Source organism: Micromonospora fluostatini, from assembly GCF_050410825.1.
GTDB classification, from domain to species: domain Bacteria; phylum Actinomycetota; class Actinomycetes; order Mycobacteriales; family Micromonosporaceae; genus Micromonospora; species Micromonospora rosaria.
The window spans coordinates 4,450,826-4,477,453 of record NZ_CP191251.1; the positions used below are offsets into that span (position 1 = coordinate 4,450,826).

At 73.0% G+C, this 26,628-nt stretch carries 23 protein-coding genes; 5 read left to right on the plus strand and 18 right to left on the minus strand.

The window, feature by feature from the left end:
* Positions 1-8: 8 nt before the first annotated feature.
* Positions 9-698, minus strand: a complete 690-nt coding sequence (mtrA, locus tag ACQUFX_RS19450; protein WP_067370760.1) for an MtrAB system response regulator MtrA — start codon at positions 696-698, stop codon at positions 9-11.
* Positions 699-935: 237 nt separating this feature from the next.
* Between mtrA and ACQUFX_RS19455 the strand changes: the two genes are divergently transcribed.
* A complete protein-coding gene (locus ACQUFX_RS19455; RefSeq protein WP_428961787.1) occupies positions 936-1,100 on the plus strand; it encodes a hypothetical protein in 165 nt (54 codons plus the stop codon).
* Positions 1,101-1,190: 90 nt separating this feature from the next.
* Here the strand turns inward: ACQUFX_RS19455 and ahcY are convergent, their stop codons facing one another.
* From ahcY to ACQUFX_RS19510, 11 genes are all read right to left on the minus strand, one after another.
* The gene (gene ahcY / locus ACQUFX_RS19460) at positions 1,191-2,690 is read right to left on the minus strand and encodes an adenosylhomocysteinase (protein ID WP_067370759.1); all 1,500 of its coding nucleotides are present in this window, start codon (positions 2,688-2,690) and stop codon (positions 1,191-1,193) included.
* A 257-nt stretch (positions 2,691-2,947) separates the two neighbouring features.
* Entirely contained in the window at positions 2,948-4,111 is a 1,164-nt protein-coding gene (gene manA, locus ACQUFX_RS19465; RefSeq protein WP_428961788.1) for a mannose-6-phosphate isomerase, class I, read from the minus strand.
* A gap of 2 nt (positions 4,112-4,113) precedes the next feature.
* A complete protein-coding gene (locus tag ACQUFX_RS19470) occupies positions 4,114-5,088 on the minus strand; it encodes a cation diffusion facilitator family transporter (protein WP_428961789.1) in 975 nt (324 codons plus the stop codon).
* Between the two features lie 28 nt (positions 5,089-5,116).
* Positions 5,117-6,313: an SIS domain-containing protein gene (locus tag ACQUFX_RS19475; RefSeq protein ID WP_428961790.1), complete on the minus strand. Its 1,197-nt coding sequence runs from the start codon at positions 6,311-6,313 to the stop codon at positions 5,117-5,119.
* Positions 6,310-6,489 (minus strand): Trm112 family protein, encoded by a 180-nt coding sequence (locus ACQUFX_RS19480; RefSeq protein ID WP_067370753.1) that lies wholly within the window; start codon positions 6,487-6,489, stop codon positions 6,310-6,312. The genes ACQUFX_RS19475 and ACQUFX_RS19480 overlap by 4 nt, the downstream gene beginning before the upstream one ends.
* A 60-nt stretch (positions 6,490-6,549) precedes the next feature.
* Positions 6,550-7,935 (minus strand): phosphomannomutase/phosphoglucomutase, encoded by a 1,386-nt coding sequence (locus tag ACQUFX_RS19485; RefSeq protein WP_428961791.1) that lies wholly within the window; start codon positions 7,933-7,935, stop codon positions 6,550-6,552.
* A 69-nt stretch (positions 7,936-8,004) separates the two neighbouring features.
* Positions 8,005-9,243 carry a hypothetical protein gene (locus ACQUFX_RS19490; RefSeq protein ID WP_428961792.1) on the minus strand — a complete coding sequence of 413 codons (1,239 nt, stop codon included), beginning with the start codon at positions 9,241-9,243 and terminating at the stop codon, positions 8,005-8,007.
* 199 nt (positions 9,244-9,442) lie between these two features.
* A complete protein-coding gene (locus ACQUFX_RS19495; protein ID WP_428961793.1) occupies positions 9,443-9,883 on the minus strand; it encodes a hypothetical protein in 441 nt (146 codons plus the stop codon).
* Positions 9,883-14,286: a toxin glutamine deamidase domain-containing protein gene (locus ACQUFX_RS19500; protein ID WP_428961794.1), complete on the minus strand. Its 4,404-nt coding sequence runs from the start codon at positions 14,284-14,286 to the stop codon at positions 9,883-9,885. The genes ACQUFX_RS19495 and ACQUFX_RS19500 overlap by 1 nt, the downstream gene beginning before the upstream one ends.
* Before the next feature lie 18 nt (positions 14,287-14,304).
* Positions 14,305-14,649, minus strand: coding sequence for a hypothetical protein (locus ACQUFX_RS19505; protein WP_428961795.1), 345 nt, complete (start codon positions 14,647-14,649; stop codon positions 14,305-14,307).
* On the minus strand, positions 14,642-15,073 hold the full coding sequence (locus ACQUFX_RS19510) for a YbaB/EbfC family nucleoid-associated protein (protein WP_428961796.1): 432 nt from the start codon (positions 15,071-15,073) through the stop codon (positions 14,642-14,644). Before ACQUFX_RS19510 ends, ACQUFX_RS19505 begins: the two co-directional genes overlap by 8 nt.
* A gap of 72 nt (positions 15,074-15,145) precedes the next feature.
* On the opposite strand from ACQUFX_RS19510, the gene ACQUFX_RS19515 reads away from it, so the two are divergent.
* On the plus strand, positions 15,146-16,378 hold the full coding sequence (locus ACQUFX_RS19515; RefSeq protein WP_428961797.1) for an SUKH-3 domain-containing protein: 1,233 nt from the start codon (positions 15,146-15,148) through the stop codon (positions 16,376-16,378).
* Positions 16,379-16,403: 25 nt separating this feature from the next.
* Here the strand turns inward: ACQUFX_RS19515 and ACQUFX_RS19520 are convergent, their stop codons facing one another.
* The gene (locus tag ACQUFX_RS19520; RefSeq protein ID WP_428961798.1) at positions 16,404-17,834 is read right to left on the minus strand and encodes an aldehyde dehydrogenase family protein; all 1,431 of its coding nucleotides are present in this window, start codon (positions 17,832-17,834) and stop codon (positions 16,404-16,406) included.
* Positions 17,835-17,996: 162 nt separating this feature from the next.
* Between ACQUFX_RS19520 and ACQUFX_RS19525 the strand changes: the two genes are divergently transcribed.
* Genes ACQUFX_RS19525 through ACQUFX_RS19535 form a run of 3 tightly spaced genes read left to right on the plus strand, consistent with a single transcriptional unit; the run spans position 17,997 to position 21,276 of the window.
* Complete coding sequence (locus ACQUFX_RS19525) at positions 17,997-19,325, plus strand: sigma-54-dependent transcriptional regulator family protein (RefSeq protein WP_428961799.1); 1,329 nt, start codon at positions 17,997-17,999, stop codon at positions 19,323-19,325.
* A gap of 38 nt (positions 19,326-19,363) precedes the next feature.
* Positions 19,364-20,869 carry an aldehyde dehydrogenase gene (gene adh / locus ACQUFX_RS19530; RefSeq protein ID WP_428961800.1) on the plus strand — a complete coding sequence of 502 codons (1,506 nt, stop codon included), beginning with the start codon at positions 19,364-19,366 and terminating at the stop codon, positions 20,867-20,869.
* Complete coding sequence (locus ACQUFX_RS19535; protein ID WP_428961801.1) at positions 20,869-21,276, plus strand: DUF779 domain-containing protein; 408 nt, start codon at positions 20,869-20,871, stop codon at positions 21,274-21,276. The genes adh and ACQUFX_RS19535 overlap by 1 nt, the downstream gene beginning before the upstream one ends.
* Before the next feature lie 126 nt (positions 21,277-21,402).
* Here the strand turns inward: ACQUFX_RS19535 and ACQUFX_RS19540 are convergent, their stop codons facing one another.
* The 5 genes from ACQUFX_RS19540 to ACQUFX_RS19560 form a co-directional block, all read right to left on the minus strand.
* Positions 21,403-22,248, minus strand: coding sequence for a DUF559 domain-containing protein (locus tag ACQUFX_RS19540; protein WP_428961802.1), 846 nt, complete (start codon positions 22,246-22,248; stop codon positions 21,403-21,405).
* 229 nt (positions 22,249-22,477) lie between these two features.
* Positions 22,478-23,329 (minus strand): ABC transporter permease, encoded by an 852-nt coding sequence (locus ACQUFX_RS19545; protein ID WP_428961803.1) that lies wholly within the window; start codon positions 23,327-23,329, stop codon positions 22,478-22,480.
* Positions 23,329-24,279 carry an ABC transporter permease gene (locus tag ACQUFX_RS19550; protein WP_428961804.1) on the minus strand — a complete coding sequence of 317 codons (951 nt, stop codon included), beginning with the start codon at positions 24,277-24,279 and terminating at the stop codon, positions 23,329-23,331. Before ACQUFX_RS19550 ends, ACQUFX_RS19545 begins: the two co-directional genes overlap by 1 nt.
* Positions 24,276-25,424: an ABC transporter ATP-binding protein gene (locus ACQUFX_RS19555; RefSeq protein WP_428967006.1), complete on the minus strand. Its 1,149-nt coding sequence runs from the start codon at positions 25,422-25,424 to the stop codon at positions 24,276-24,278. The genes ACQUFX_RS19550 and ACQUFX_RS19555 overlap by 4 nt, the downstream gene beginning before the upstream one ends.
* Before the next feature lie 5 nt (positions 25,425-25,429).
* Positions 25,430-26,560, minus strand: coding sequence for a polyamine ABC transporter substrate-binding protein (locus ACQUFX_RS19560; RefSeq protein WP_428961805.1), 1,131 nt, complete (start codon positions 26,558-26,560; stop codon positions 25,430-25,432).
* Between the last annotated feature and the right edge of the window lie 68 nt (positions 26,561-26,628).

A 26,628-nucleotide genomic window follows, 5' to 3' on the forward strand; every position in this document is an offset into this window, starting at 1 on the left:
GACCAAGGTTATCCCGTACCCGCCTTGTAGCCCACGCCCCGCACGGTGAGGATGATTTCCGGGCGCTCCGGATCCGGCTCGATCTTGGCCCGGAGCCGCTGCACGTGCACGTTGACCAGCCGGGTGTCGGCGGCGTGCCGGTAGCCCCAGACCTGCTCCAGCAGCACCTCCCGGGTGAACACCTGACGCGGCTTGCGGGCGAGCGCGACCAGCAGGTCGAACTCCAGCGGCGTCAGTTTCACCTCCTCGCCGTTGCGGCTGACCGTGTGCGCCGGCACGTCGATGGTGATCTGGTTGCCGGACGGGCCGATGGTCAGCAGTTCCGGGGCGACGTCCTCGCCCCGGCGCAGCCGGGCCCGCATCCGGGCGACCAGCTCCTTCGGCTTGAACGGCTTGACCACGTAGTCGTCGGCGCCGGACTCCAGGCCGAGGACCACGTCGACGGTGTCGCTCTTGGCCGTCAGCATGACGATGGGCACGCCCGACTCGCCCCGGATCGCGCGGGCCACGTCGATACCGCTCATTCCGGGCAACATCAGGTCCAGCAGGACGATGTCCGGCCGGTTGTCCCGGAACGCGGCCAGTGCCCGTTCCCCGTCGGCGACGAAGGAGGGCAGGAACCCCTCGCTGCGCAACACGATGCCGAGCATCTCGGCGAGCGCGGGGTCGTCGTCAACCACCAGTACCCGGGCTCTCATGGGGTTTATGGTCCCATCCCTGTTCACGTCGAAGTGATTGCGTCACCCGGCACGGTACTGCGCTCGGCCGTCCGGCGACACCCGACCCGCGCCGCCACGCCCCGGGTGAGGCGTGTTGGGCGGATACGGTACGCGCTCCGGGCGCGGCGCACCGCCCCCACCCCGGCCGCGCGGCCTCCCGGCGGGCGGCCGACTGTGGCAGGATCCGGCACGCCCCATCGGCAGAGAGGCGGGACAATGGCGAATCTGAAGGCGTTCCTGCCCTGGCTGACGGTGCTCGCGGTGGTGCTGCTGCTCAGCGCGTTGCGGCTGCGGGTGCTGGCCACCGTGGTCTCGCTGGGGTGGCTGGCCTGGTGCGTCTGGACCTGGGTGCGCCCCGGTCGACGCCGCCCCGGGGCCTGACCCGCCCGACGGCGCAGGGGCCCGGCCGCGGCGCGGCCGGGCCCCTGCGGGCGTGGTCGGTACGGTCGCGGGCGGGCCCGCGACCGGCGGTCAGTAGCGGTAGTGCTCGGGCTTGAACGGCCCCTCGGGCGCGATGCCCAGGTACGCCGCCTGCTCCGGGCTCAGCGTGCTGAGCTTGGCGCCGAGGGCGTCCAGGTGCAGCCGGGCGACCTTCTCGTCGAGCTGCTTGGGCAGCACGTAGACGCCGATCGGGTACTGGTCGGTCTTGGTGAACAGCTCGATCTGGGCGATCGTCTGGTTGGCGAACGAGTTCGACATGACGAAGCTCGGGTGGCCGGTGGCGTTGCCCAGGTTCAGCAGGCGTCCCTCGGAGAGCACGATGATGGCGTGCCCGTCGTCGAACCGCCAGAGGTCGACCTGCGGCTTGATGTTCTCCCGCCGCACGTCGGAGCGCTTCGCCAGGCCGGCCATGTCGATCTCGTTGTCGAAGTGGCCGATGTTGCCGACGATGGCCTGGTGCTTCATCCGGGCCATGTGCTCGTTGGTGATGACGTCGAAGCAGCCGGTCGCGGTGATGAAGATGTCGGCCTGCTCGACCACGTCGTCCAGGGTGGCGACCTGGTAGCCGTCCATCGCCGCCTGGAGGGCGCAGATCGGGTCGACCTCGGTCACCACGACCCGGGCGCCCTGGCCGCGCAGCGACTCGGCGCAGCCCTTGCCCACGTCGCCGTAGCCGAGCACGACGGCCATCTTGCCGCCGATCAGGGTGTCGGTGGCCCGGTTGATGCCGTCGATGAGCGAGTGCCGGCAGCCGTACTTGTTGTCGAACTTGCTCTTGGTCACCGAGTCGTTGACGTTGATGGCCGGGAAGAGCAGCGTGCCGTTGCGGTGCATCTCGTAGAGCCGGTGCACGCCGGTGGTGGTCTCCTCGGTCACGCCCTTGATGCCGGCGGCGATCCGGGTCCACCGCTGGCCGTCCTCGGCGATCGTGCGGTGCAGCAGTTCGAGGACGACCGCGTACTCCTCGGAGTCGGCGGACTCGACCGGCGGGACGGCCCCGGCCTGCTCGAACTCGGCACCCTTGTGGACGAGCAGGGTGGCGTCGCCGCCGTCGTCGAGGATCATGTTCGGGCCCTGCCCGTCCGGCCAGGAGAGCACCTGCTCGGTGCACCACCAGTACTCCTGGAGGCTCTCGCCCTTCCAGGCGTACACCGGGACGCCGGCCGGCGCCTCCACGGTGCCGGTCGGGCCGACCACGATCGCGGCGGCGGCGTGGTCCTGGGTGGAGAAGATGTTGCACGACGCCCAGCGCACCTGCGCACCGAGCGCGACCAGCGTCTCGATCAGCACGGCGGTCTGGATGGTCATGTGCAGCGAACCGGTGACCCGGGCACCCGCCAGCGGCTGGGCGTCGGCGAACTCCCGCCGGATCGCCATCAGACCGGGCATCTCGTGCTCGGCGAGCTGAATCTCCTTGCGTCCGAACTCGGCGAGCGACAGATCCGCCACCCGGTAGTCGCCCTCGGCGAGGGTCTTCGGCCGTACCTCGGTCGGCGCGCCAGGGGTGGCGGCCGGGAGGGTGCTGGTCATGAAAGCTCCTGTCGAACGATGTCCTGCCCGACCCTCCACCTTACGCGGGCGGCGGACAGCGCACGGGGCGGTCGGCCCCGGACGGGTCGTCCCCGTCCACCAGCCGGCCGCCCCGTGCATCCCCCCGGTTTGGTTCCCGCGCGCTCTCGGACCATCGTCGCGACAACGCTGCGCATTCACAGCGTCACACCAGGCGGTCACCGCGTCAACCTATTCCGGGAATTTCGGAAAGGCGTGTTGTGCCGGAAGTGCCGGATTTACCCCACCCCGACCGTGGCGACGTACGCCTCGCCGTCGCCGGTGAGCACCACCGGGCCACCCGCCGCCGGCCCCACCGCCGCCTGCCCGGAGCGCAGCGTCACCGGCCCGGTCCCGTCGTCGACGGTCACCTCCCCGGTGGCGCAGAGCACCACCCGGGGGCCGGCCACGGTCAGCCGGACCGGCGTCACCCCGGCGGTCACCGCGACCCGGTGCAGCACGAAGTCCGGCACCGGCACCGGCCAGGTCACCACGCCCGGCCCGGCCTCCCGGGCGACCACCAGCGGGTCGTCGAGCACCTCGAAGCGCAGCACCCGCAGCAGTTCGTCGACGTCCACCCGCTTCGGGGTCAACCCGCCCCGGAGCACGTTGTCGCTGGCCGCCATGATCTCCACCCCGCAGCCGCGCAGGTAGGCGTGCAGGTTGCCGGCCGGCATCCAGATCGCCTCACCGGGCGCCAGCCGGACGTGGTTGAGCAGCAGCGCCACCAGCACCCCCGGATCGCCCGGATAGCCGGCGGCCAGCTCCCGGGCCAGGTCGGCGTCCGGCCCGCCCGCCCCGGCCGCCAGCACCGTCGCCACCAGGTCGGCCCGCTCCCCCGCCGGCCAGGTCAGCAGCGTGTGCACCGCCGTGCGCAGCCCGTCCGGCCCGGCGGCGAGCGCGGCGACGACCGGCTCCAGCGCCGGCACGCCGAACGCGGCCAGCGCCTCGGCCGACACCTTCGGGTCCCGGAAGCCGCAGAGCGCCTCGAACGGCGAGAGCGCGACCAGCAGCTCCGGCTTGTGGTACGGGTCGACGTAGTTGCGCTGCCCGGCGGGCCGCCCGGCGTCGGCGGCGTACCCGGCCCGCGCCTGCTCCGCGTCCGGGTGCGCCTGCAGGCTCAGCGGCGCCTCCGCGGCCAGCACCTTGAGCAGGAACGGCAGCCGGGGGCCGAAGCGGTCGACCACCGCCGCGCCCAGCCACCGCCCCGGCTCGGCCGCGAGCAGGTCGGCCAGGCTGACCCGGCCCCCGTCCCGGGCCACCTCCGCCGGGGCGCCCGGGTGCGCGCCTAGCCACCACTCCGCCTCCGGCCCGGGGCTGGGCACGCACCGCCCCTGCAACCGGGCGATCGCGGCCCGGGAGCCCCACGCGTAGTCCCGGATCGGCCCGTACAACAACTCCATGCTCAGCGCTCCGCATCCTCCACCGGACCCCGCCCCGGGGTGCCGGGGGCGCCCCGCGTCCCCGCCGGGGAGTAGATGTCCGGCTCCAGGTAGATCACCCGGGCGATCGGCACGGCGGCCCTGATCCGCGCCTCCACGGCGTCGATCCCCCGGGCCACGTCCGCGGCGGTCTCGCAGGCCGACACCCCGACCTTCGCCGCCACCATCAGCTCGTCCGGGCCGAGGTAGAGCGTCTTCATGTGGATGATCCGCTCCACCTCCGGGCCGGCGGTGACCGCCTGCTCGATGGCGGCCACGTCCTGCGCCTCGGCACCCTCGCCGAGCAGCAGGCTCTTGGTCTCCACGGCGAGCACCACCGCGATCACCACGAGCAGCACGCCGATCATCGCGGTGCCGGCCGCGTCCCACCGGCCGTCGCCGGTGGCCAGCGTCATCCCGACCCCGAACAGGGCGAAGACCAGCCCAACCAGGGCGCCGAAGTCCTCCAGCAGCACCACCGGCAGCTCCGGGGCCTTGGCCCGGCGGACGAACCGCGCCCAGGACTGGCCGCCCCGGATCAGGTTCGACTCGTGGACGGCGGTCCGGAACGACCCCGACTCCATCGCGATCGCCACCACCAGGACGGCGACCGGCACCCAGTGCCAGGCGGTGATCGCCTCCGGGTGCGACCACTTGTGGTACGCCTCGTAGAGGGCGAAGAGCCCGCCGAGGCTGAACAGCACGATCGACACGAGGAACGCGTAGACGTACCGCTCCCGGCCGTACCCGAAGGGGTGTCGCGGGGTCGCCGCGCGCCGCGCGCGGCGACCCCCGAGCAGCAGCAGGCCCTGGTTGCCGGAGTCGGCCACCGAGTGGATCGACTCGGCGAGCATCGACGAGGAGCCGGTCAGCAGGAACGCGACGAACTTCGTGACCGCGATGCCGACGTTCGCCAGCAGCGCCGCCACGACCGCCCGGGTGCCGCCGGACGCGCTCACGCCCGCCCTGGCCCGGTGCCGCCGGTGCTCACGGGTTGGCCAACTCCTTCATCTCGCTGACGGCGGGCACCGCCATCGGATCCAGCCCGTGCGCCAGCGCGAGGTAGACCGAGGCGAAGTCCGGCACCGCGACCAGCGAGGCGAGCCGCTCCAGCGCGGACCCGCCCTCGGCGGTCACCACGTCGCAGCGCACCCCCCGCCGCTCGGCCAGGGTCTGCACCGCGTCGGCCCGGCGCTCCTCGACGGCCAGCGGCTCGTCGGCGTCGTCCTCCGGGTTCAGGCCGCCGTCGCGCAGCAGCACCAGCCGCAGCCGGGTACCCCGGTCGTCGGTGTCGTCCGGGTCGGCGAAGATGTCCCGCGCCGACTCGACCAGCCCGCCGAAGACCCCGTCCAGCAGGCCCACCCGGCCCCGGCCGGCCTCGCCGAGGGCCCCGGTGACCACCGGGTACCGGGCGTTGGCCGACAGCGTGTCGCCGAACCGGCGGGCCGCCACGGTGGCCAGCGGCGACGAGCCCCAGACGATCGGCACCGAGCCGGCCAGCCCCAGCGCGAGGGACTTGGCCGGGTTGACGAAGGACTCGGCGGTGGGGCGGCTGCGGTCGGCGTCCGCGTCCAGCCGGGCCGCGGTCTCCGCCAGGTCCGCCTCGTTGACCTTGACCAACCCGAGGGTACGGGCGGCGAGCAGCACCGGGACGGTGAGCGCCCAGAGGCTGGCCCGCGCCGGGGCCCGCCGGGGCACCGGGATGAACGGGGCACGCGCCCGCTCGGCGACCGACTGCAACTGCGAGTCGGGGGCGCCGACGGCCACCAGCCGCGCACCCCGCCGGTGGGCCGCCTCGGCCGCCGCGAGCGCCTCGGGGCTGCGGCCGGAGGCGCTGACCGCGATCACCACGTCCGCCGCGCCGACCCAGCCGGGCACCCCGGAGCTGCGGTGCGGGATCACCGGGACCGGGCAGCGGGGCCCGGCCACCGTGGCCAGCACGTCACCGGTACGCCCGGCGGTGCCGATCCCGGCGATGACCACCGCCCGGGGCCGCCCCTCCTCGGCGAGGACCGAGAGGTTCGCCTCGGCGGTGAGCGCCGCCGACTCGCGCACCTGCGCGCCCGCCGAGGCGGTGTGCCGCAGCATCCCGCCCGGGTCGTGCTCGGCCAGGACGTCCGGGTTGTCGAGCAGTGCCTCGTCGGGGTCGCGGTGCCCGCTGACCCCCGCCGTACCCTCGATCACGACCGCGGCCCGCCCCGCGCCTCGTCCAGCAGCAGCACCGGCACGTCGTCGCGGACCTCGAAGATCCGGCCGCACTCGGTGCAGGTCAACGTCTGTGCCTGGGCGTCGTAGTCCAACGGCGCGTGGTGTGTGTCCGGACAGGCGAGGATCTCGAGCAACTGCGGGTCCAGGGCCACGGCGCGGCTCCTTCCACGGGAGTGGTCTACCGGCCGGCGGTGCCGACCGGCGCAGGGATCTTATCGACGTACCCGGTCGAGCACCTCGTCCCGGAGCGAGATCATCCGCTCCCGCGAGGGGGCCTCGACGTTGAGCCGCAGCAACGGCTCGGTGTTCGACGCGCGCAGGTTGAACCAGGCCCCGTCGGGGAAGCGCAGGGTGAGCCCGTCGAGCTCGTCGACGCTCGCCTCCGGGTACGCCGCGCGCACCTCGGCGACCTTCGCGGCCTGGTCGCGTACCGTCGAGTTGATCTCGCCCGAGGCGACGTACCGCTCGTACTCCGCGGCCAGGTCGGAGAGCGGCAGCGCCTGCCCACCGAGGACGGCGAGGGTGTGCATCGCGGCCAGCATGCCGGTGTCGGCGAACCAGAAGTCGCGGAAGTAGTAGTGCGCGGAGTGCTCGCCGCCGAAGACCGCGTTGGTCCGGGCCATCTCCGCCTTGATGAAGGAGTGCCCGACCCGGGCCACCAGCGGCTCGCCGCCGTGCTCCCGGATGATCTCCGGCACCGCGCCGGAGCAGATCAGGTTGTGGATCACCGTGGAGCCGGGGTGCTTGGCCAGCTCCCGGGTCGCGACCAGGGCGGTGATCGCCGACGGCGAGACCGGCTCCCCGTGCTCGTCCACCACGAAGCAGCGGTCCGCGTCCCCGTCGAAGGCCAGCCCCAGGTCGGCGCCGTGCGCGCGGACCGCCTCCTGCAGGTCGACCAGGTTCGCCGGGTCCAGCGGGTTGGCCTCGTGGTTGGGGAAGGTGCCGTCCAACTCGAAGTAGAGCGGGACGATCTCCAGCGGCAGGGCCGGCAGCGCGGCGTCGCCGAGCACGCTCGGCACCGTGTACCCGCCCATGCCGTTGCCCGCGTCGACGACCACCTTGAGCGGCCGGACGGTGCTCAGGTCGACCAGTTTGCGCAGGTGCGCGGCGTACTCGGGGAGGACGTCGCGGCGCTGCGCCGGCCGGGGCGGCTGGCCGGTCGGGCGGGCGACCGTGCCGTCCAGCAGGGCCTGGGCGCGGTCGCGGATCTCGGCCAGGCCGCTGTCCTGCCCGATCGGGCGCGCGCCGGAGCGGCACATCTTGATGCCGTTGTACTGCGCCGGATTGTGACTCGCGGTGAACATCGCGCCGGGCAGGCCGAGCGAGCCGGAGGCGTAGTAGAGCATGTCGGTGGAGGCCAGACCGATCTCGATGACCGAACGCCCGGCCGCCTGCACCCCCCGGGCGAAGGCCGCCGCCAGCCCGGGGCCGGTGGCCCGCATGTCGTGCGCGACCAGCACCGCCTCACCGGGCTCACCGGTGGTGTCGAGCAGGTGGGCGAGGGCTGCGCCGAGCGCCTCGGCGGCCCGCTCGTCCCACTGGTCCGGCACCGTCCCACGGACGTCGTACGCCTTCACGATCTGGGACAGATCACTCACCGGTACCGCTCCTCGTCTGCAGGTCGTCAACGAAGCTGAGCGTATCGGAGCGATCCCACGTCACCCGGGTCAGTCGGGCAGCCGGGGCATGATCCTGGTCGAATCGCCGCCCTCCGGGGGTTCTGGGTACCGGGTAGCCGGGTCGGCACGCGGCGTCGGAGGCCCCTCCGGGCGGGGCGCACCCGACGTCCCCGCCGCCGCGTCGTGCGCCCCACCGGGCTGGCCCGGCGGCACCGGCGTACCCGTGCCCGGGGCGCCACCGGCCGGGCCGGCGGGGCGCGCGTCACCGGTGGGGGCCGACGGGCCGGCGGCACCGGGGGAAGCCCCGTACACGTTGCCGGCGGGCCGGGGGGCCGGCGAGCCGTACAGGCCACCGGGCGGCGGCGCGGGCGGACGGGCGTACCCCCCGGCGGGGGCCACCGGGCCGCTGCCCGCCGGCGGCTGCCCGCCGGAGCGGTAGGTGGTGCCGCCCGGGTTCCGGGGCTGCGGGATCGCCGCCCCGTCCGGCGGCAGCACCGGATGGTCCCCGGCGGCCCCAGTCGACTTCCGGTCGGCGCGGGAGCGGCGGATGAGCAGCAGAATCAGCCCGAGCCCGAGCACCACCATGGCGACGCCGAAGTACAAAATCGGCGACCCGAGCCCGGACGGGGCCGCGGCGGCCCGCTGCTCGGCGGCGACGGCGGCCATGGTGGGCTGCGCCGGGACGACCGGCGCGGCCTCGGTCGTGGCGGCCTCGGTCGGGCTGGGCGTCACGCTCGGACTCGGGCTCGGGCTGCGCGACGGCGTCCGCGCCGGCGTGGGTGAACCGGCGAGCCGCCCGCCCACCCGCGCGACGGTCGCCTCCTGCCCGAACGACCCGCCCTGCCCGGTGGTCACCTGGGCGATCACCGCCAGCCGGCCGGCCGGCGTCCCGGCCTCGAACGAGAGCCGGTACCGCACCCGGACGCCCTTGCCCTCGCAGAGCAGGGGACGGGCCGGATCGACCGCCGGGGTGCCGACCGCGCCACCGCCGCCGGAGACCCCCACCGGGGCCCAGCGTCCGCCCGCGTCGACCTCCACCCGCACCTGGTCGGCACGCAGGCCGTCGAGGCGCAACCCCAGCACGGTCCGCACCCGCACGCAGCCCTCGCTCCGCTTGCGGACCTCAACCGTCACCGCACCCGGCGAGCCACCGGCGGAAAAACTGTTGGTCGACCGGACCCGGACCGAGTCCTCGTCGGCGACCGCCGGTGCGGCGCCGACGGTCAGCAGGCCGCCCAGCACCGCGCTGGTCGTCACGAGTCGCGCCACGTGCCGACGTACCGACATGATCACCTCACCGTGTCCGCCCGGGGTGGGCCGCCGGTCAGGCTACTACCGGGGCCGAGAACCCGCTGTTCGCGCAGCGCTGCGCATGTGGGCGGCGTTACCTCCGACGACCACCGGGAAAGGGACGTACCGGTCAGGCGGGTGGGCACCCCCACCGCCCCGCGTCCTCCCGGGTCTCCTCATCGTCGAGTCGCGGGTTTCACGGCTGCCGCGCCAGGGTGGGATCAGCCCCGGGATGACCGGCCCGCTGCAGCTCCTCCTCGAACATGACGAACGTCTTACGACGAATGCCGTGCACCATGGCCCGCTCGGTCGGGGTCAGCCGTCGCCGTTCCCGCTCCTCGGCGGCGACGATCGCATCCACCGTCTCGTAGAGCGCGAAAATCGGCCCGTCACCCGAGAGATAACGCGCACGGTAGCGCTCGACCTCCTGAACGAATCGGTCGACGTCGAGTGAAAACACTTCGCCGCCAACGGCGAAGACGACGTCCACCATAAGGTCGTTCTCCTCCCGCCACGCCCCGTCGTTCGCCGACAGCCGCCACAACCGAGCTCCACCGTCGGGAGTGGCCACGATCTTGATCGGACAGCCGTAGTAGAGGTAATAGGACGGCACGAATCCGTTGGCCGGATGAGACACTACGGACCCCCTTCGCACGCGGACCGCAGGGCATCCTCGAAGCACTTACGCTGGTATCGGCGGACGCCGTCCATGATCAGATTCTCTCTGTGCGTCAACTGCCGACCATCTCGCCGAGCCAACGCCTCCAGGTCTCTCCGCACCTCGAAGAGAGCATGCTCCCAGACGGCCACCTCGTCAATCTGCGCCAAGTGTAGTCGAAATTCGCCTAGATGACCATTTGGCATTCTCAGCACCAATTGCAGATCGCGATATCCGCTCTTCTGCGGGGAAAGAAAGCGATCCTCGAAGCTGACGATCTCGATCTGAGGATGGTCGCGTAGCCGCCCGAGCGCCTGATAAAGATGGTCGAGTCGACGGAACTCCACCTTAGCTGCCGCCAGATCCCAAAGGCGGGAAGCGTCGCCCTCATAGCGGACCACCTTGTCCTCGGCCCTGGTTCGCAGCTTCGGCACCGACCGCCACCCCGGTACGCCGACTCGGTCACCTTTCAGGTCCGCGAGCTCGACAGCGAGCCGGTTCAGGTCATGTTGGGCCTCGGCCGCAGCTACATAGAGCCCGCTGAGATAGTCCGCCACGTAGTCGGAATCCTCGCGCCGGCGGAAGTCGAAGCCTGGCTGGTAGATGAATTCGGCAGATCCGACGCTGGCACTGATCGCACGCTGACTCGCCGTCAGTGGGGGCGGCGAAAAACCCTCACCGTCGTCTGCCGCCAGTTCCTCGTGCCGCCCGGTCTCGATGTCGTCGAGCACTTCGGTGAGGGCGTCGATCGCCTGCTGATGCTTGGCAAGGTTGTGCAGCGTGACCGGTCTTGCGGTCAGGGAGACCGCCAGTTCGGGGGTGCCGAGAATGATGCGTACCAGATCGGGCTGGCGCGCCAGTTGCGCCACCAGCGTCGCGGCCAACTGCGGATGCTCCTTCGGCGGCGACTGCGTGACGTCGGCCAGCATCTGTCGGACTCGTGCATCCGCGAACAGCCGTGCCGCGTTCTGCGCGTCCTGCTCGTCGAGGTGCGGTACGAGTCGACGCAACGTCGGTGCGTCCAGTTCGGCTGCCAGGTGGGCCGGGTTCACCGTCGGGACGCGAAGGGCATCGAGGTCGGCAGCAGCGAGAACCAGGTCGCGCAGGGATGACCGGCCCGGATCGGGTTTCCCGCCGGTGGGTTGCGACTCTGAAGCGCCACGCGCGGGCGAGTCGCCGGGACGGGGGGCAGGTATCGCCGAGCCCGGCCCGTCGAGCAGGTGCAACCGGTTGATATACGGCTCGCCGTACCCCCGGTGGTCCGGGGCCGGCGGGTATTCCGGCAGGTCCGGCCGGTCGCTGTAACGGCCCCGCTGCAACCCGCCCATCGGCATGGGACGACCGTCCGGACCGAGCACCAGGACGTCCAGCCCGGTGACGTTCTGCGCGTGCGGGAAGCCGGCATGCCCGTACAGCGGACGGTCGGCGACCAGGTTGGTCTGCGGGTCCAGATAGAGGATGGTGCCGTTCTGGTTGACCGCGACCCAGATGTGCGAGCCGCCGCCCTCCCACTCGTGGACGACGAAAGCCAGGCTGCCGTGCCCGCCGAGCCGCAACTGGTCGTGCAGGTTGCGGTAGGAAAGATCGACGGTGTACGCCACCGCCGCCGGGCCGGCGTCCGGCGGCGTGCACAACCGCTGGAAACGGCCGCCGGTGACGTCTTCGATCCGCCCCGTACCGCCTTCCTCTCCGCCGAGCGGGGCCCTGATGTCCCCCTCGGCGTACGCGTCGAAGGTGCGGGGCGCCGCCACCCGTGGACGACCGTGGACCCACGTCTCGAAAAACGACAGGGTGCAGTCGATGCAGTTGATGCCCCGCGTCGGGTCGGCCCGGGGACCGCCGTCGTTGGCGAGTCGGAACCAGCCGCCCTGACGGGGATCGGCGGTCCGGACCACCTGCCCCTCGGCGTCCCGGGGCATCTGCCGTTCCAGGTCCGTCTGGTGCAACGCCAGCGGCGGACGCAGCCCGCCCCGCACCCCGTACCGGCGGGACCGGTCGATGGTCGGCGGATGTCCGTCCCCGGTCAGCGCTGACCGGTCGCCGGTATCCACCGCGCCCGGAGCGAGGTCGGCCACATCGTCGTTGATCCGCCGGAAGTCCGCCTCGTCATCAATGCTGACCATGTCGGGTACGACCGTCCCGGCTGACACAGCCTGTGCCAGGTCCAGACAACGCAGACTGTCCCGAAACTCGTCCTCCGCAGCCTCATCCCAGGCTCTGGCCTGACGGGCCTGCCCGGCGCGGCGCAAGGTCAATGCGTGCGCGGAGTACTCACGGGCACGCCGATCGTGGTCCTCCGCCAGGCTCCGAAGCCGCGTTGCCTCGTCCGTTCGCTGGTTCTCCTCGAACCAGGCGCGTTGGGCTTCGAAATAGCCCTGGTAGCGACGGCGGTCGAGACCTTCCCGCTCGGCTGCCCACTTTGCGGCGTACCACTCGGGTGTACGGGGCCTCAGGTGCTCCCAGTCACCCGGCTCTGGCTGGCGAGTTGGGTCCGTCGGCGGGGTCAGGGGCATCCCGGGGTTCAACGCCTGCATCACCGAGCGGTACGTGGCGGGCGACGGCGGTTCCGGTCGCTGGGCACCAGCACCCGCCAACCGGCCCGCGTCGGCGCCACCGGGGGCGGGCCCGGTGCTCGTCGGGGCGGTGATCGTGCTGCTCACCGGCGACGTCACACCGGAGGTGGGGCCCGACGTCGGGTTGGGGTTGCTCGTCGAGCCACCCGTGGTGCCGGTGCCGGCGTCGACCGGGCCGGTAGCCGGTGTGAACGCGGCCGGGGCGGCCGAGGGTTCCGTCACCACCGCCGACAGTGTCGGATCGACGGAGGGTGGTGCCGTCTCCCCCTGCCTAGGGGCGGCAACCGTCGGGTCGGTGCCGGGCAGTGCGGGCCTGGGCTGGTCCGTCTGCGGCTGGGTACCGCCAGGGCTGCCCGGCCCGTCGTCGGACGGCGAGAGGATGGTGGTCGGTTCGACAGCCGACAGGGCGACCGTGGGTAACGGATCGACCGGCGGGCGGGCGACCGGATCCGCCAGCGGAGGTACGACGGTGGCCTCCACGGCCGCGAGGGGCGGGGCGGTCGGCGCGGGTACCCGGTCCGGCGCGGACACCACGCTCGTCTGGGCGACGCCGTCCCGAATGCTGGAGATCGGGGCGACCGGAGCAGAACTGTCCGCTGGGGCGGCGCCTCGGTCACCGGGCTGGTGGACCTCGGCCAGTGCGTGGGGCGTCTCGGGCCGAGCCACAGCGGCGGGAGAGTGCGACCCGGTCTCCGGCACCGGAGGACCGGCATCAGCGGCGGGGCCGGCGACCTCCGGCGGGAGAGGCGGTGGGGTGCCGGGCTGCACGGGGGCGTAGGAGGCACCAGCGAGGGCGCTCAGTCTGCCGTCGAGGCGGGCCTGAAGAGCGGCGTCGGTCTGCGCGGTCGCTGACCCTCGGGCCCCGGACACCGCAGCCCGCGCCGCATCCTCAAGGGAGGTCGGGCCCTGGCCGGTGGCCAGGCTGGCCGCGTTCTCCGCGATCACCTCGCCGGTCATCGACCGGCCGACGTGCTCGCCGATCCGTGCGACACGGCCGGTCGCGTTCCTGCCCAGGAAGGCCAGCGGGGCGGCAGCGCCCCCGGCCAACCCGTCGACTGCGGACGCGCCGAGATCAGCCGCGTCCAGGCCCTGCCGGCGGCCGGTGGAGTTCTGGTACGCCTGGGTGGCGAGCGTGATGCCGCTCTCCTCGGCAGCTTCGACCGCCCCGCCGATCGCGGCCTTACGGGTCAGGCTCCGGGCCGTGCCCTGGACGGTCTCCTTGGCCGCCCGCTCACCGGCCTCCTTCAGCCCGTGCTTGAGCGTCTTGCGGGCAAGTTGGGCGACGAGTCGCCGGAAGATCTGCTGGACGATCACCCGGGTCGCCGCGATCACCGGTGCGGCGGCGGGCGAGGCGGCACCCGCCGTCAACACCGTGACGGTGGCGAGAATCGCCAACTCGGTCACCAGGATGGCCAGCTCGATCCAGACCTCGATCTTGGCGCCCTCGATGTCGCAGCCGCACTCCTCCACCAGCCGGCCCAGATCCTGGCTGATGGCCAGCAGTACCGGCAGCGGCGCCTCGTCGCCGTCGGCGACCCGTCGCCAGGCGGCGTCGAACGCCTGCGCGACCGCCCCCGTCCCGCCGTAACCGGCACGTACCTCGGTGACGGCGGCGACCGCGTCGGCGCGCGGGCCGGCCAGGGCGGCGGCCACCCCGTACCACTGGTCGGCGAGGTCCCAGACCGCGCGTTCGTCGCCCTCCGGCCACTCCACCCCCACCACCCAGTTGAGGGCCTCGTAGACCCAACCGGGCAGCTCCCACGGGGAGAACTCCAGAGGGTGCGGGATCGGACTCGGCAGCAGAGTCACGCGCGCAACCTCCGAGGGTCAGCGATCGAGGTGACGTCGGTCGGCGATGCGGTCGAGCCGTCCGGCGTTCCCGGCGTCTGTCTGGAGGTTCGCGTCGACCGACCGGACCACGTCGGCGCCGAGCCCTTCCACCCGCTGGCCGACGCCCTCCCAGGCCCGGAGCACGACCTCCTCGATGCTGCGGTACCGCTGCTCGAAGGCGGCACCGATGTCGTCGCGGCCCCAGGGGCGCTGGGCGCTCGACGCGGCGATCTGCCCGCCCATCTGCCGCCGACGGGCGGCCATCGCCTCACCGGCGAGGGAAAGATCTTTTCCGCCCCGCCGGGCCCGGCCCGGATCGAGCCACAACTGCCCGTCAGCCATGCTGGTCCAACCCGCGTTCGACGGCGGTGTCGGCCCGCCGCAGCAGGGCCCCGAACTCACCGGTACGCAGGAAGTCCATCGAGCCCGAGGCGGGCGGCAGGTAGCCCGCCACCAGATCCTGGGTGGCGGTCGCGGCCTTCGCGGCGGCCCGCTGCACCGTCCTGGTGATCTTCCGGCCGAGGGCGGCGGCGTCCCGGTCCCGGTAGACGCCCTGGTCGAGCTCGATGGTGATCACCTCACCCCGGGCACCGACGGTGGCGGTGACCTGCCCGTCCTCGGAGCGTTCCGTCACCCGCAGCTCCGCGAGCTTGGCCTGGAGGTCGTCCAGACCGGACCGGAGCTGTCGATACTCCCCGTACACCTCGTCGAACCGGGCTCGGAGTGCTCGATTGGCGTCCCGGTCCACGCTCTCGGCCAACGCCACCCTCCCGTCACCTTCTGTAGGGCAGACCATACCGGGTGCCACGAAATCTGTGGGGTCCGGTAACTTCAGCACGTGATCGACCGTCAACAGGCCGAACAGTTGGCCGAGGTGTGGGCCCGTCGGGACTCCCGACGCCTCGGGCACGAGTGCACGCCGATGGTCAGCGAGTTCGACCTGGGATACGTCATCTTCACCGCCGTGGGGGCCGAGGCCAGGGCGGTCCCCGGCGACCTGCCGACGGTCGTCGTGGACAAGGAGTCGGGTCAGGTGTCGACCTGGCCCCGGGTGCCGACGCAGGTCGTCGAAGAGATGTACCGCAGCAGCCGACCACCCGGGCCGCAGCCACCGCGCACCGTGGACCCGGCCAGCCAACTCCTGCGCGAGATCCGGCGGCTACCCACCCCGGGCACGGCCGCGCACCTGACCGTGGACGGCCACCTGCACATGGCGTTCGGTGCGAAGGGCGACGTCGACCTCCACCACCACCCGCTGGTCCGCGCCTACCTGGCCGAGCTTCCGTCGGGACACCTCGCCCGGGGCGGCGACCGGCACGCGGAACTGATCGTCGTCTCCGACGTCCTGCATTACTACGACCACCAGCGTGCCGCCAACGGGCAGCCGCCCCTGACCATGGACCAGGCCCGCGCACTGTTCGAGGCGGCCCGCTTCGAGTGCCACCGAATCCGCGAACCGGGCGACCCGGCCGGCGGCCTCGCTGACCGCGCCTGCGACTCGTGCGTCAACTTCCTGGTCCACTTCAACGTCCTGCCCTGGTCCGACCTGGCCTTCACCCGCGAATGGCGTCCGGAGCCGCAGAGCGTTCCGGAGCCGGGCCGCTTCCCAGCGTCCGTCGCGGACTCATTGGTGGCGGCAGGATGGCGTCCACACTTTGGTGACGAGGTCATGGCAGCGGCTGCGGTCCGAGACGTGATGGCGGTGCAGGGTTCGGCCCATTCCCACAACGTCTTCCCGGCGGCCATGACGGCGCTCAAGGCTTTTCCAGCCCTGGTCGGAGCCCGACGCGGGGCGGGCGCGGACGTGTGGATCTCTCGATTCGACATCCGCCCACATGCGATCGCGCACACTGCGGACACGCTGGCTGACTTCGCTGGGGTGCTCGGGGTACGGCTGTTCCCGATCGGCTCGGAGCGTCAGGAGAGCATCCTCGCCGTCGACGAGTACGGTCGGATCTTCGCCCTCGACCAGGCCGGGGAGTGGTTCCTCGGGCCGGACGTCGACACCGCGCTCACCACTCTCCTGCTCGGCCGGGCCCCGGCCCGGGTACGCGACGACGGCACCTGGTGACCCGCCGAGGCAGCCGGTCGGCCCGTCACAGGGCGAGGACGAGGACGCGGGGTTCGGTGTAGTCGTCCATCGCGCTGCGGACGCCCTCCCGGCCCGCGCCGCTGCCCTTGACCCCGCCGTACGGCATCTGGTCGGCGCGGTACGAGGGCACGTCGCCGACGATCACGCCGCCAACCTGGAGGGTCCGGGCGGCGGTGAAGGCCACGTCGGTCCGGTGGGTGAAGACACCGGCCTGCAACCCGTACGCGGAGTCGTTGACGGCGGCGAACGCGGCCCCGTCGTCGACGACCCGGGCGACCACCAGGACCGGCCCGAAGACCTCCTCCGCGCTGACCTTCGCGTCGGCGGGCACTCCGGTGAGGACGGTCGGCGGGTAGTTGGCGCCGGAGCGCCGGCCGCCCACCTCGATGGTGGCCCCGGCGACGACGGCCTCGTCGACCCAGGACTCGACCCGTTGCGCGGCGGCGACGGAGATCAGCGGCCCGACGTCGGTGCGCTCGTCGCGCGGGTCGCCGGTACGGAGTTCCTGCACGGCGGCGACCAGCCGGGGCAGGAACCCGTCGTAGAGCCATTCGTGCACGTAGACCCGTTGCACCGCGATGCAGGACTGCCCGGCCTGGTACGTACCGAAGGTGGCAATCCGGTGGGCGGCGTGGGTGAGGTCCTCGTCGGCGGCCCAGTCGGCGCAGATCACGGCGGCGGCGTTGCCGCCGAGTTCCAGGGTGACGTGCTTCTCGACGGCGGCCCGGCGGACGGCCGCGCCGACCGGCCCGGAGCCGGTGAACGACACGACCGGCAGCCGTGGGTCGGTGACCAGGTCGGCGGCGCGCTCGTTCGGCAGCGGCAGCACCGAGAACATCCCCACCGGCAGGTCGGTCTCGGCGAGCAACTCGCCGAGGAGCAGCGCGGTGAGCGGGGTGGCGGGGGCCGGTTTGACCACGATCGGCGCGCCGACGGCGAGGGCCGGGGCGACCTTGTGCGCGACCAGGTTGAGCGGGAAGTTGAACGGCGTGATCCCCAGGACGGGGCCGCGCGGTACCCGTCGGACCAACGCCACCCGGCCGTCGCCGGTCGGGTCGGTGTCGAGGCGTTGCAGCTCTCCGGAGTACCGGCGGGCCTCCTCGGCTCCCCAGCGGAAGGTGGCGACCGCCCGGCCGACCTCGGCGCGGGCCCACCGGACGGGCTTGCCGTTCTCGGCGGTGATCAGGTCCGCGACCTCGTCGGCCCGCTCGGCGAGCCGGCGCGAGACGTGGTCCAGTGCGGCGGCCCGGACGTGCGCGGGGAGGGCGGCGGCCTCCGTGGCCACCCCGGCCGCCGCCGCGACGGCGGCCTCGACCTGGTCGGGCGTGGCGACCGTGGTACGCCCGACCGGGCGCCCGTCGTACGGGTGGTGGACGGTCAGCTCCGCCTCGCCGTGGACCGGACGGCCGGCGACGAAGAACGCGCGTGGCTCCACGTCGGCAGCCTAGTGCCCGGCAGAGGTGTGGAGTGCCCGGCGGAGGTGTGGAGTGCCCGCAGAGGTGTTAACAGGGGCCCCTTCCTCTACCGGAGGCGTTAACAGGGGGCCCTTCCTTTCCCGGGGTGAGGTGGGTCACGATGGGGCGGGAGGAGGTCGCCGGTGGCTGACCCGTGGCTCGCCCTGGAGTTCGGTGCCGACCCGGCGGAGCGGATCGCCCGGGTCGGTGCCGCCCACGAGGCGTTCGTCGGCACCGGCGGCGACCCGGGCCGGCGCGGCAGCCGCCCGCGCGCGGCGCGGGACGTGCCCGGGGTCCGGGAGGTGGTCGCCGAGTCGTGGCGGCGGTCCGCCGACGCGCGGCTCGACCCGGAGGTCACCGCCCCGGTCGACCTCACCGACGACGCGCTGGCCGGGTACCGGGCCGGGCACCCGCTCGCCCGGGTCCTGCCAATCTTCCGGGACCTGCTCGGCGGGATCGCCGAGGACGGCGCGCACCTGATGGCGGTCTGCGACGCGGCCGGGCGGCTGCTCTGGGTGGAGGGGCATCCGGGGGTGCTCCGGCAGGCGGAGCGGATGAACTTCGTGCCCGGTGCCCGGTGGGACGAGACGCACGCCGGCACCAACGCCCCCGGTACCGCGTTGGCGGTGGACCACAGCGTGCAGATCTTCGCCACCGAGCACTTCAGCCGGCCGGTGCAGCGCTGGACCTGTGCCGCCGCCCCGATCCACGACCCGGCCACCGGCCGGTTGCTCGGCGCGGTGGACATCACCGGCGGGGACCATCTCGCCGCGCCGCAGAGCCTGGCCCTGGTCCGGGCGACGGCCCGCGCGGCGGAGGCGTTCCTGGCCGGCGTCGACCCGGTCGCCCCGGACATCGTGCACCTGGCGGCGTTGGGCCGCGACGAGGCGGAGCTGCGGGTGGGCGGGCGGCGGCTGCGGCTGGGCCGCCGGCACAGCGAGGTACTGGTCCTGCTCGCCGCGCACCCCGACGGGCGCACCGGCGAGCAGCTCGGCATCGACCTGTACGGCGACGACCGGCTGCACCCGGTGACCCTGCGGGCCGAGCTCTCCCGGTTGCGCCGGGTGCTGGGCGCGGAGCTGCTCGACTCGCGGCCGTACCGGTTGCGCGGGCGGCTGCGGGCGGACTTCCGTACCGTCACGGGCCTGCTGGAACGGGGCGACGTGGCGGGGGCGCTGGCCGCGTACCCGGGATCGGTGCTGCCCGCCTCGGACGCGCCGGGAGTGGCACGGCTGCGCCGGCTGGTCGACGGGCAGGTGCGGGCGGCGGTGCTGGCCGCCGCCGACCCGGCGCCGCTCGCGGCCTGGACGGCGACGCCCGCCGGCGCCGACGACCTGGCCGCCTGGCAGGCCCTGGCCCGGTCGTTGCCGCCGGGCGCGCCCCGCCGGCCCCTCGCGGTCGCCCGCGCCCACCAGCTCTCCCGGGAGTACGCGCTGCCGGACGCAACGTTCCTGCAACGTCCACGTCACTAGCCTCGCCCCCGTCAGCCCGACGGACGGCGGAGGTACCCGTGACGCGCTACGACGCCCCCACCCACTGGCAGTCCCGCTACGACCACTTCATCGGTGGCGAGTACGTCCGGCCGCACGGCGGTCGCTACTTCGAGAACCCGACCCCGGTGACCGGTCAAACCTTCTGCGAGGTGGCCCGGGGCACCGCCGAGGACGTCGAACGGGCGCTCGACGCGGCCCACGGTGCCGCCGACGCCTGGGGGCGGACCCCGGTGGCCGAGCGGGCGCTGCTGCTCAACCGGATCGCCGACCGGATGCAGGAGCACCTGGAGGACCTGGCCGTCGCCGAGACCTGGGAGAACGGCAAGCCGGTACGGGAGACGCTGGCCGCCGACATCCCGCTGGCGATCGACCACTTCCGGTACTTCGCCGGGGCGATCCGGGCCCAGGAGGGTTCGCTGGGCGAGCTCGACGACGACACCGTGGCGTACCACTTCCACGAGCCGCTCGGGGTGGTCGGGCAGATCATCCCGTGGAACTTCCCGCTGCTCATGGCGACCTGGAAGCTGGCACCGGCGCTGGCGGCCGGGAACACGGTGGTGCTCAAGCCGGCCGAGCAGACTCCGGCGTCGATCCACTACTGGCTCTCCCTGGTGGCCGACCTGCTGCCGCCCGGGGTGGTCAACGTGGTCAACGGCTTCGGTGTCGAGGCGGGCAAGCCGCTGGCCTCCTCGCCCCGGGTGGCGAAGGTGGCGTTCACCGGGGAGACCACCACCGGCCGCCTGATCATGCAGTACGCCAGCGAGCACATCCGGCCGGTCACCCTGGAGTTGGGCGGCAAGAGCCCGAACCTCTTCTTCGACGACGTCAGCGCGGCCTCCGACGACTTCCTGGACAAGGCGCTGGAGGGCTTCACCATGTTCGCCCTCAACCAGGGTGAGGTCTGCACCTGCCCGTCCCGGGCGCTGATCCAGCGCGGCCACTACGCGGACTTCCTGCCCGCCGCCGTGGAGCGGACGCGGGCGGTCCGGCAGGGCCACCCGCTGGACACCGAGACGATGATCGGCGCGCAGGCCTCCAACGACCAGTTGGAGAAGATCCTCTCCTACCTGGACATCGGCCGGCAGGAGGGTGCCCGGGTGCTCACCGGTGGCGCCCGCGCCGACCTGGGCGGGGAACTCTCCGGCGGGTACTACGTCGAGCCGACCGTCTTCGAGGGCGACAACTCGATGCGGATCTTCCAGGAGGAGATCTTCGGCCCGGTGGTCTCGGTGACCTCCTTCGCCGACCTCGACGAGGCCGTCAAGATCGCAAACGACACCCTGTACGGCCTCGGCGCCGGCGTCTGGACCCGGGACCTGAACACCGCGTACCGGGCCGGGCGGGCGATCCAGGCCGGGCGGGTCTGGACGAACTGCTACCACGCGTACCCGGCGCACGCCGCGTTCGGCGGGTACAAGCAGTCCGGCATCGGCCGGGAGAACCACAAGATGATGCTGGAGCACTACCAGCAGACCAAGAACCTGCTGGTCAGCTACTCCCCCAAGAAGCTGGGCTTCTTCTGATGGACGGCACCCCCGACGCCGTTCCCGGTGCCCCCGCCCCGCCCCCGGCACCGCCGCCGGAGTCACCACTGGTGTCGCTGACCCCGGCGGCGGAGGGTCTGCTCCGGTCGCTGCGCCGGCAGCACGGGCCGCTGATGTTCCACCAGTCCGGTGGCTGCTGCGACGGCAGCGCTCCGATGTGCTACCCGGCCGGCGAGTTCCGCACCGGCGCCGCCGACGTCCGGCTCGCGGAACTCGTCGTGCCCGGCGTACCCGAGCCGATCGAGTTCTGGATCTCCCGGTCGCAGTGGGACCTGTGGCGGCACACCCGCCTCACCGTCGACGTCGTCCCGGGCCGGGGCAGCGGTTTCTCCCTGGAGTCCCCCGAGGGCGTCCGCTTCCTCACCCGCTCCCACCTGGTTCCCTGACCCCGCTGCCCTCCCCACCCCGCCCCACCCCCGTCCCTCCCTAACCCCGCGATCTTGCACTTGGCGCCCCGGCGAAAGGGGTGAATACCTCATTCTTGAGGCCCAAAGTGCAAGATCGCGAGTGGGTCAGGAGAGGGCCGCGCGGATGGTGGTGACGATGTGGGCGGGACGCCGGTACAGGTCACGGTCGGTGAAGTAGCGGACGGTCCAGCCGTTGGCGTCCAGCCAGTTGGCCCGGTCACGGTCGGCTCGCAGGCGGTCCCGATCGAGATGGGAGAGACCGTCGTACTCGATGCCGACGCGACGCTCCCGGTACCCGAGGTCGAGCCGGAAGCGCGCGATCCCGTCCCCGTCCACCACCCGGATCTGCGGCTCCGGCACCGGCAGGCGGCCATCGATCAACACCAGTCTCAACTGACTCTCCTGACGGCACTCGGCCCGCCCGTCCGCCAGCGGCACCAGGTCACGTGCCTGCCGTACGCCCGGCAAACCCTGGTGGGCCGAGACCTCCCCGGCCAGCTCGTCCAGGCTCGTTGTACCGGACCGGATCGCGGCGTCGAGCACCGGAAGGGCGTCCAGCCGGCGCACCGTACGCGCCAGGTCGACAGCGCACCGTGCCGGTGACACGCACGGCAGGCCGTCCACCAGTACCGGATCGACCGGCAGCACCGAGTGGTGCACCACCAGACCCGGCAGCCGCGGCTTCGGCACCCCGGGCGGCAACTGCACGTGCACGGCCGTCGCGTTCAGCACACCGAACCCGTGCAGCCACGCCGCGCTCTGCCGGGTCAGCACGGCCTCGGCCGGCAGGCGTGCCAGCACGGCGCGCACCGCGTCCCGCCCGGTCACCGGCTGGTCCGCGTAGACCCCGCGCCGTACCCGGACGAGCCGGCCCCGGGCGACGTCGGTGCGCATCCGCTTCGGCGTGGTCAGCCGAAGCAGGCTGGTGGTCCGCCAGATCCGTGCCGTCATCCCGCCAGCATCGCCAACCCCACCCCGCCACCGCTGCACCCCTGTGGACAACCACCCCCTGTGGAAACTCCCCCACCCACCCCCCACCCGTGCTAAGCCCGCCCTTCCCTCCCCTGGCCCACTCGCGATCTTGCATTTTGGGCCTCAAGACTGAGGCATTCAGCCCTTTTGTCGGGGCGTCAAGTGCAAGATCGCGGGGGAAGGGAGGGGTGGGGGAAGGAGGGGTGGGTTAGCGGCGGGAAGGGGAGGGGCGGCGGGGGAGAGAGGTGAGGGCGACGAGGAGGAGGGCGAGGGCGAACATGGCCGTGCCGACGACGTTGACCTGGGGTGGGATGCCCCGCTGGGCGGCGCCCCAGACGTACATGGGGAACGTGACGGTGGTGCCGGCGTTGAAGTTCGTCACGATGAAGTCGTCGAAGCTCAGCGAGAAGGCGAGCAGCGCGGCGGCGGCGATGCCGGGGAGCAGCAACGGCAGGGTGACCCGCCGGAACGCCTGCCACTCGGTGGCGTACAGGTCCATCGCGGCCTCCTCCAGCCGGCGGTCCATGCCGGCCAGCCGGCCCCGTACCGTGACCACCACGAACGACAGGCAGAACATGACGTGCGCGACGACCACGGTCCAGAAGCCCTGCGGCGCCCCGGCGGCGACGAAGAGGGCGAGCAGGGAGGTGCCGAGCACCAGTTCCGGGGTGGCCATCGGCAGCAGGACCAGCAGGCCGATCCCGGACCGGCCACGGAACCGGTGCCGGGTCAGCGCGTACGCCATCATGGTGCCCAGCACGGTGGCGACCAGGGTGGCGAGGAAGCCGACCTGCACGCTGCGCACCACCGCGTCGCACATGTCCCGGGTGGCACAGGGGCTGGCCCAGTTGTCCAGGGTGAACCGGTGGAAGTCGTACGAGAGCCGGTTGGTGGGCTGGTTGAACGACAGCGCCGCGACCACGGCGATCGGTAGGAGCAGGTACCCGAGCACCAGCAGCGCCACCCCGACCACCCACCGGTCGACGAGCCAGCGCGCGACCCGGCCCGACAGCGGCGCGCTCCGGGGTGCCGGCGTCGCCGGCCCGGCTGCCGGACGCATCAGCGGGCTCCCCCGTCCAGGACCGGGGAGCCCTCGCCCCGGGTGTGCCGCAGCAGGGTGACCACCAGCCCGAGGACCGCCGCCATCAGCAGGAACGACAGCGCCGCACCCTGCGGATGGTCCAGCCGGACCAGGAAGGCCGAGTCGATGACGTTGCCGACCATGTACTCGTTCGGGCTGCCGAGCAGTTCCGCGTTGATGTAGTCCCCGCTGGCCGGGATGAAGAACAGCAGCACCCCGGCGACCAGGCCGGGTTTCGCCAGCGGCAGGGTGACGGTCACGAAGGTCCGCAGCGGGTCGGCGTACAGGTCGGTCGCCGCCTCCAGCACCCGGCGGTCCAGCCGCTCCAGGCTCGCGTACAGCGGCAGCACCAGCAGCGGCAGGAAGTTGTACGTCAGGCCGAGCACCACCGCGAACGGGGTGGCCAGCAGCCGCCCGTCCGGGGCGAGCAGGTGCACGTCGCGCAGCAGCCCGACCAGCCAACCCTGGTCGGACAGGATGGTCTTCCAGGCCAGGGTGCGGACCAGGAAACTGGTGAACATCGGGGCCACCACGCAGACCAGCAGCAGGTTGCGCCACCGGCCGGCGCGCAGCGCGATGGCGTACGCCAGGGGGCAGCCGAGCGCCAGCGCCAGGAGCAGCGCCAGCCCGGCGTACCCGAAGGAGCGGGCGAGGTGCGGCCAGTACGCCGCCAGCGCGTCCGGGTAGTTGCCGAACGCCCAGGCGAAGACGTACCCGGTGGAGAGCGACCCGGTGGGGTCGTAGAGGCTGGCGGCGGCGAGTTGGACCAGCGGCAGCCCGAAGAAGAGCACCAGCCAGGCCACCCCGGGCAGCACCAGCAGGTACGGCAGGACCCGGCGTCGCCCCGGGCCGCCGCCGGGCACCGAGAGGGCAGGGCGGTCGGTCGGCGGGCGGTGGGGCGCCGGGGGCGGGGCGGGCCGGTCGGTCACCCGGGGGCTCCGACCGGCTCGCCGGCCGGGGCGGCGACCCGCTCGACCGGGTCGCGGGGCAGCAGGAAGGCGTGCCGGGGGACCCAGTGGGCCAGCACCGCCGCGCCGACCGGCAGCCGCGCGCCGGTGCCGTCGTTGACCGTGTACGCCGACAGCTCGCCGCCCCAGCCCGTGCGGAGCAGGTACCGGGTGCCGGAGCCGAGGTACGTGACGTCGGTGACCACCGCCGGGATCTGCTGGTGGCCGGCGGGTACCTCGTCGGCGGTGCCGGCCAGGCGCAGCTTCTCGGGGCGCACCCCGAGGTGGACCGCGCCCCGGTCGACGCGGGCCCGGTCGGCGGGCACGGCGAGCCGCAGGCCGTACGCGGTGACCGCGACCTCGTCCCCCGCGGTGCCGGCGGCCTCGGCGGCGAGCAGGTTGCACTGGCCGAGGAAGGTCGCCACGAAGGCGCTGGCGGGATGGTCGTACAGGTCGGCCGGGGCGCCGAGTTGCTCGACCCGGCCGGCGTGCAGCACCGCGACCGTGTCGGCCAGGGTCATGGCCTCCTCCTGGTCGTGGGTGACGTGCACGAAGGTGGTGCCGAGGTCGGTCTGGAGCCGTTTCAGCTCGCCCTGCATCTGCCGGCGCAGGGTGAGGTCGAGCGCGGCCAGCGGCTCGTCGAGCAGCAGCACCCGGGGGCGGTTGACCAGGGCGCGGGCCAGGGCGACCCGCTGCTGCTGCCCACCGGAGAGCTGGCCGGGGCGACGCCGTTCGTACCCGTCGAGCTGGACCAGCGCGAGCATCCGCCGGACCTGCCCGGGCACCTCCCGCACGCCCCGGCGGCGCAGCCCGAAGGCGACGTTGTCGAAGACGTCCAGGTGCGGAAAGAGCGCGTAGCTCTGGAAGACGGTGTTCACCGGCCGCCGGTACGGGCGCAGCCCGGTGAGGTCCCGGTCGCCGAGCAGGACCCGCCCGCCGGTGGGCCGTTCCAGCCCGGCGACCATCCGCAGGGTGGTGGTCTTGCCGCAGCCCGAGGCGCCGAGCAGGGCGAAGTAGCTGCCCTGCGGCACGGTCAGGCTGACCGAGTCGACGGCGGTGACCCGGCCGAACCGCTTGCTGAGTTCGACCAGGTGCAGATCCCCGCCGGGCGGGTCGTCGTCGGGCATCCCGGTCACGCCCCGATGACCCGCTGGAAGGCCGTCTCGTACCGGCGTTCCCGCTCCTCGTCCAGGGTCATGAAGACGCGGGCCCGGTTGAGCAGGGCGTCGTCGGGGAAGATCAGCGGGTTGGCGGCCAGTTCGGGGTCGATCCGCTCCATCTCCTCCCGGGCGCCCCGCACCGGGCAGATGTAGTTGACGTACGCGGCGAGCCGGGCGGCGACCGCCGGGTCGTAGTAGTGGTCGATGAGCCGTTCGGCGTTGGCCCGGTGGGTGGCCGTCTTCGGCACCAGCAGGTTGTCGCTGAACAGCAGCACGCCCTCCTCGGGCGCGACGAAGCGGACCCGGTCGTCGCCGGCGGCGAGCTGGATGGCGTCACCGGACCAGGCGAGGCAGGCGGCGATGTCGCCCCGGGCCAGCTCGGGGGCGTAGTCGTTGCCGGTGAAGCGGCGGATCTGCCCGGCGGCCACCGCCCGTTCGAGGGTGGCCAGCGCCGCGTCGAACTGGTCGTCGGTGAAGTTCGCCGGGTCGTGCCCGGCGGACTGCAACAGCAGCCCCATGGTGTCGCGCATCTCGCTGAGCAGGGTCACCCGGCCCTTCAGGTCGGGTCGGGTGAGCAGCTCGTCGACCGTGCGGACCTCCCGGGTGACCCGGCCGTTGTAGGCCAGGCCGGCCAGCCCGGACTGCCAGGGTACGGCGATCCGGCCGTCCGGGTCGAAGGAGCGGTTCGCCAACTGGGGCAGGAGGTTGGCCCGGACGTTGGGCAGCCGTGCCGGGTCGAGCTGCTGGATCCAGCCGAACCCGATCATCCGGGCGGCCAGCCAGTCGGTGAGCACGATCAGGTCCCGGTCGATGCCCCGGCAGGCGGCGAGCTGCTGGCGGACCTTGCCGAAGAACTCGTTGTTGTCGTTGATGTCCTCGGTGTACGTCACCCGGATGCCGGTCCGCGCGACGAAGTCGTCGAGGGTGGGCCGCTTCGTCGGATCGTCCTCGTCGACGTCCAGGTACTGCGGCCAGTTCGAGAAGGCGAGCGTCGGCTCGCTGGCGGACCGGTCCTCGGTGACGCAGTCCTGCGGATCCTGCCGGGCTCCCTCGACGCCGCAACCGGCGGCGACCAGCGCCGAGCCCAGGACCCCTGTGATCAACCCACGCCGGGTCAGCGTGACCGGCCCACGCCGGGACAGTGGAGTACGCAACCACAACTCCCAAACCG

What these genes read in the sequence shown, in the direction of transcription:
- ACQUFX_RS19555 (WP_428967006.1), bottom strand. Translation starts at nt 25,424, where the DNA reads ATGCCCGACGACGACCCGCCCGGCGGGGATCTGCACCTGGTCGAACTC.
- ahcY (WP_067370759.1), bottom strand. Translation starts at nt 2,690, where the DNA reads ATGACCAGCACCCTCCCGGCCGCCACCCCTGGCGCGCCGACCGAGGTA.
- ACQUFX_RS19455 (WP_428961787.1), top strand. Translation starts at nt 936, where the DNA reads ATGGCGAATCTGAAGGCGTTCCTGCCCTGGCTGACGGTGCTCGCGGTG.
- ACQUFX_RS19535 (WP_428961801.1), top strand. Translation starts at nt 20,869, where the DNA reads ATGGACGGCACCCCCGACGCCGTTCCCGGTGCCCCCGCCCCGCCCCCG.
- ACQUFX_RS19490 (WP_428961792.1), bottom strand. Translation starts at nt 9,243, where the DNA reads ATGTCGGTACGTCGGCACGTGGCGCGACTCGTGACGACCAGCGCGGTG.
- ACQUFX_RS19545 (WP_428961803.1), bottom strand. Translation starts at nt 23,329, where the DNA reads ATGCGTCCGGCAGCCGGGCCGGCGACGCCGGCACCCCGGAGCGCGCCG.
- mtrA (WP_067370760.1), bottom strand. Translation starts at nt 698, where the DNA reads ATGAGAGCCCGGGTACTGGTGGTTGACGACGACCCCGCGCTCGCCGAG.
- ACQUFX_RS19540 (WP_428961802.1), bottom strand. Translation starts at nt 22,248, where the DNA reads ATGACGGCACGGATCTGGCGGACCACCAGCCTGCTTCGGCTGACCACG.
- manA (WP_428961788.1), bottom strand. Translation starts at nt 4,111, where the DNA reads ATGGAGTTGTTGTACGGGCCGATCCGGGACTACGCGTGGGGCTCCCGG.
- ACQUFX_RS19505 (WP_428961795.1), bottom strand. Translation starts at nt 14,649, where the DNA reads ATGGCTGACGGGCAGTTGTGGCTCGATCCGGGCCGGGCCCGGCGGGGC.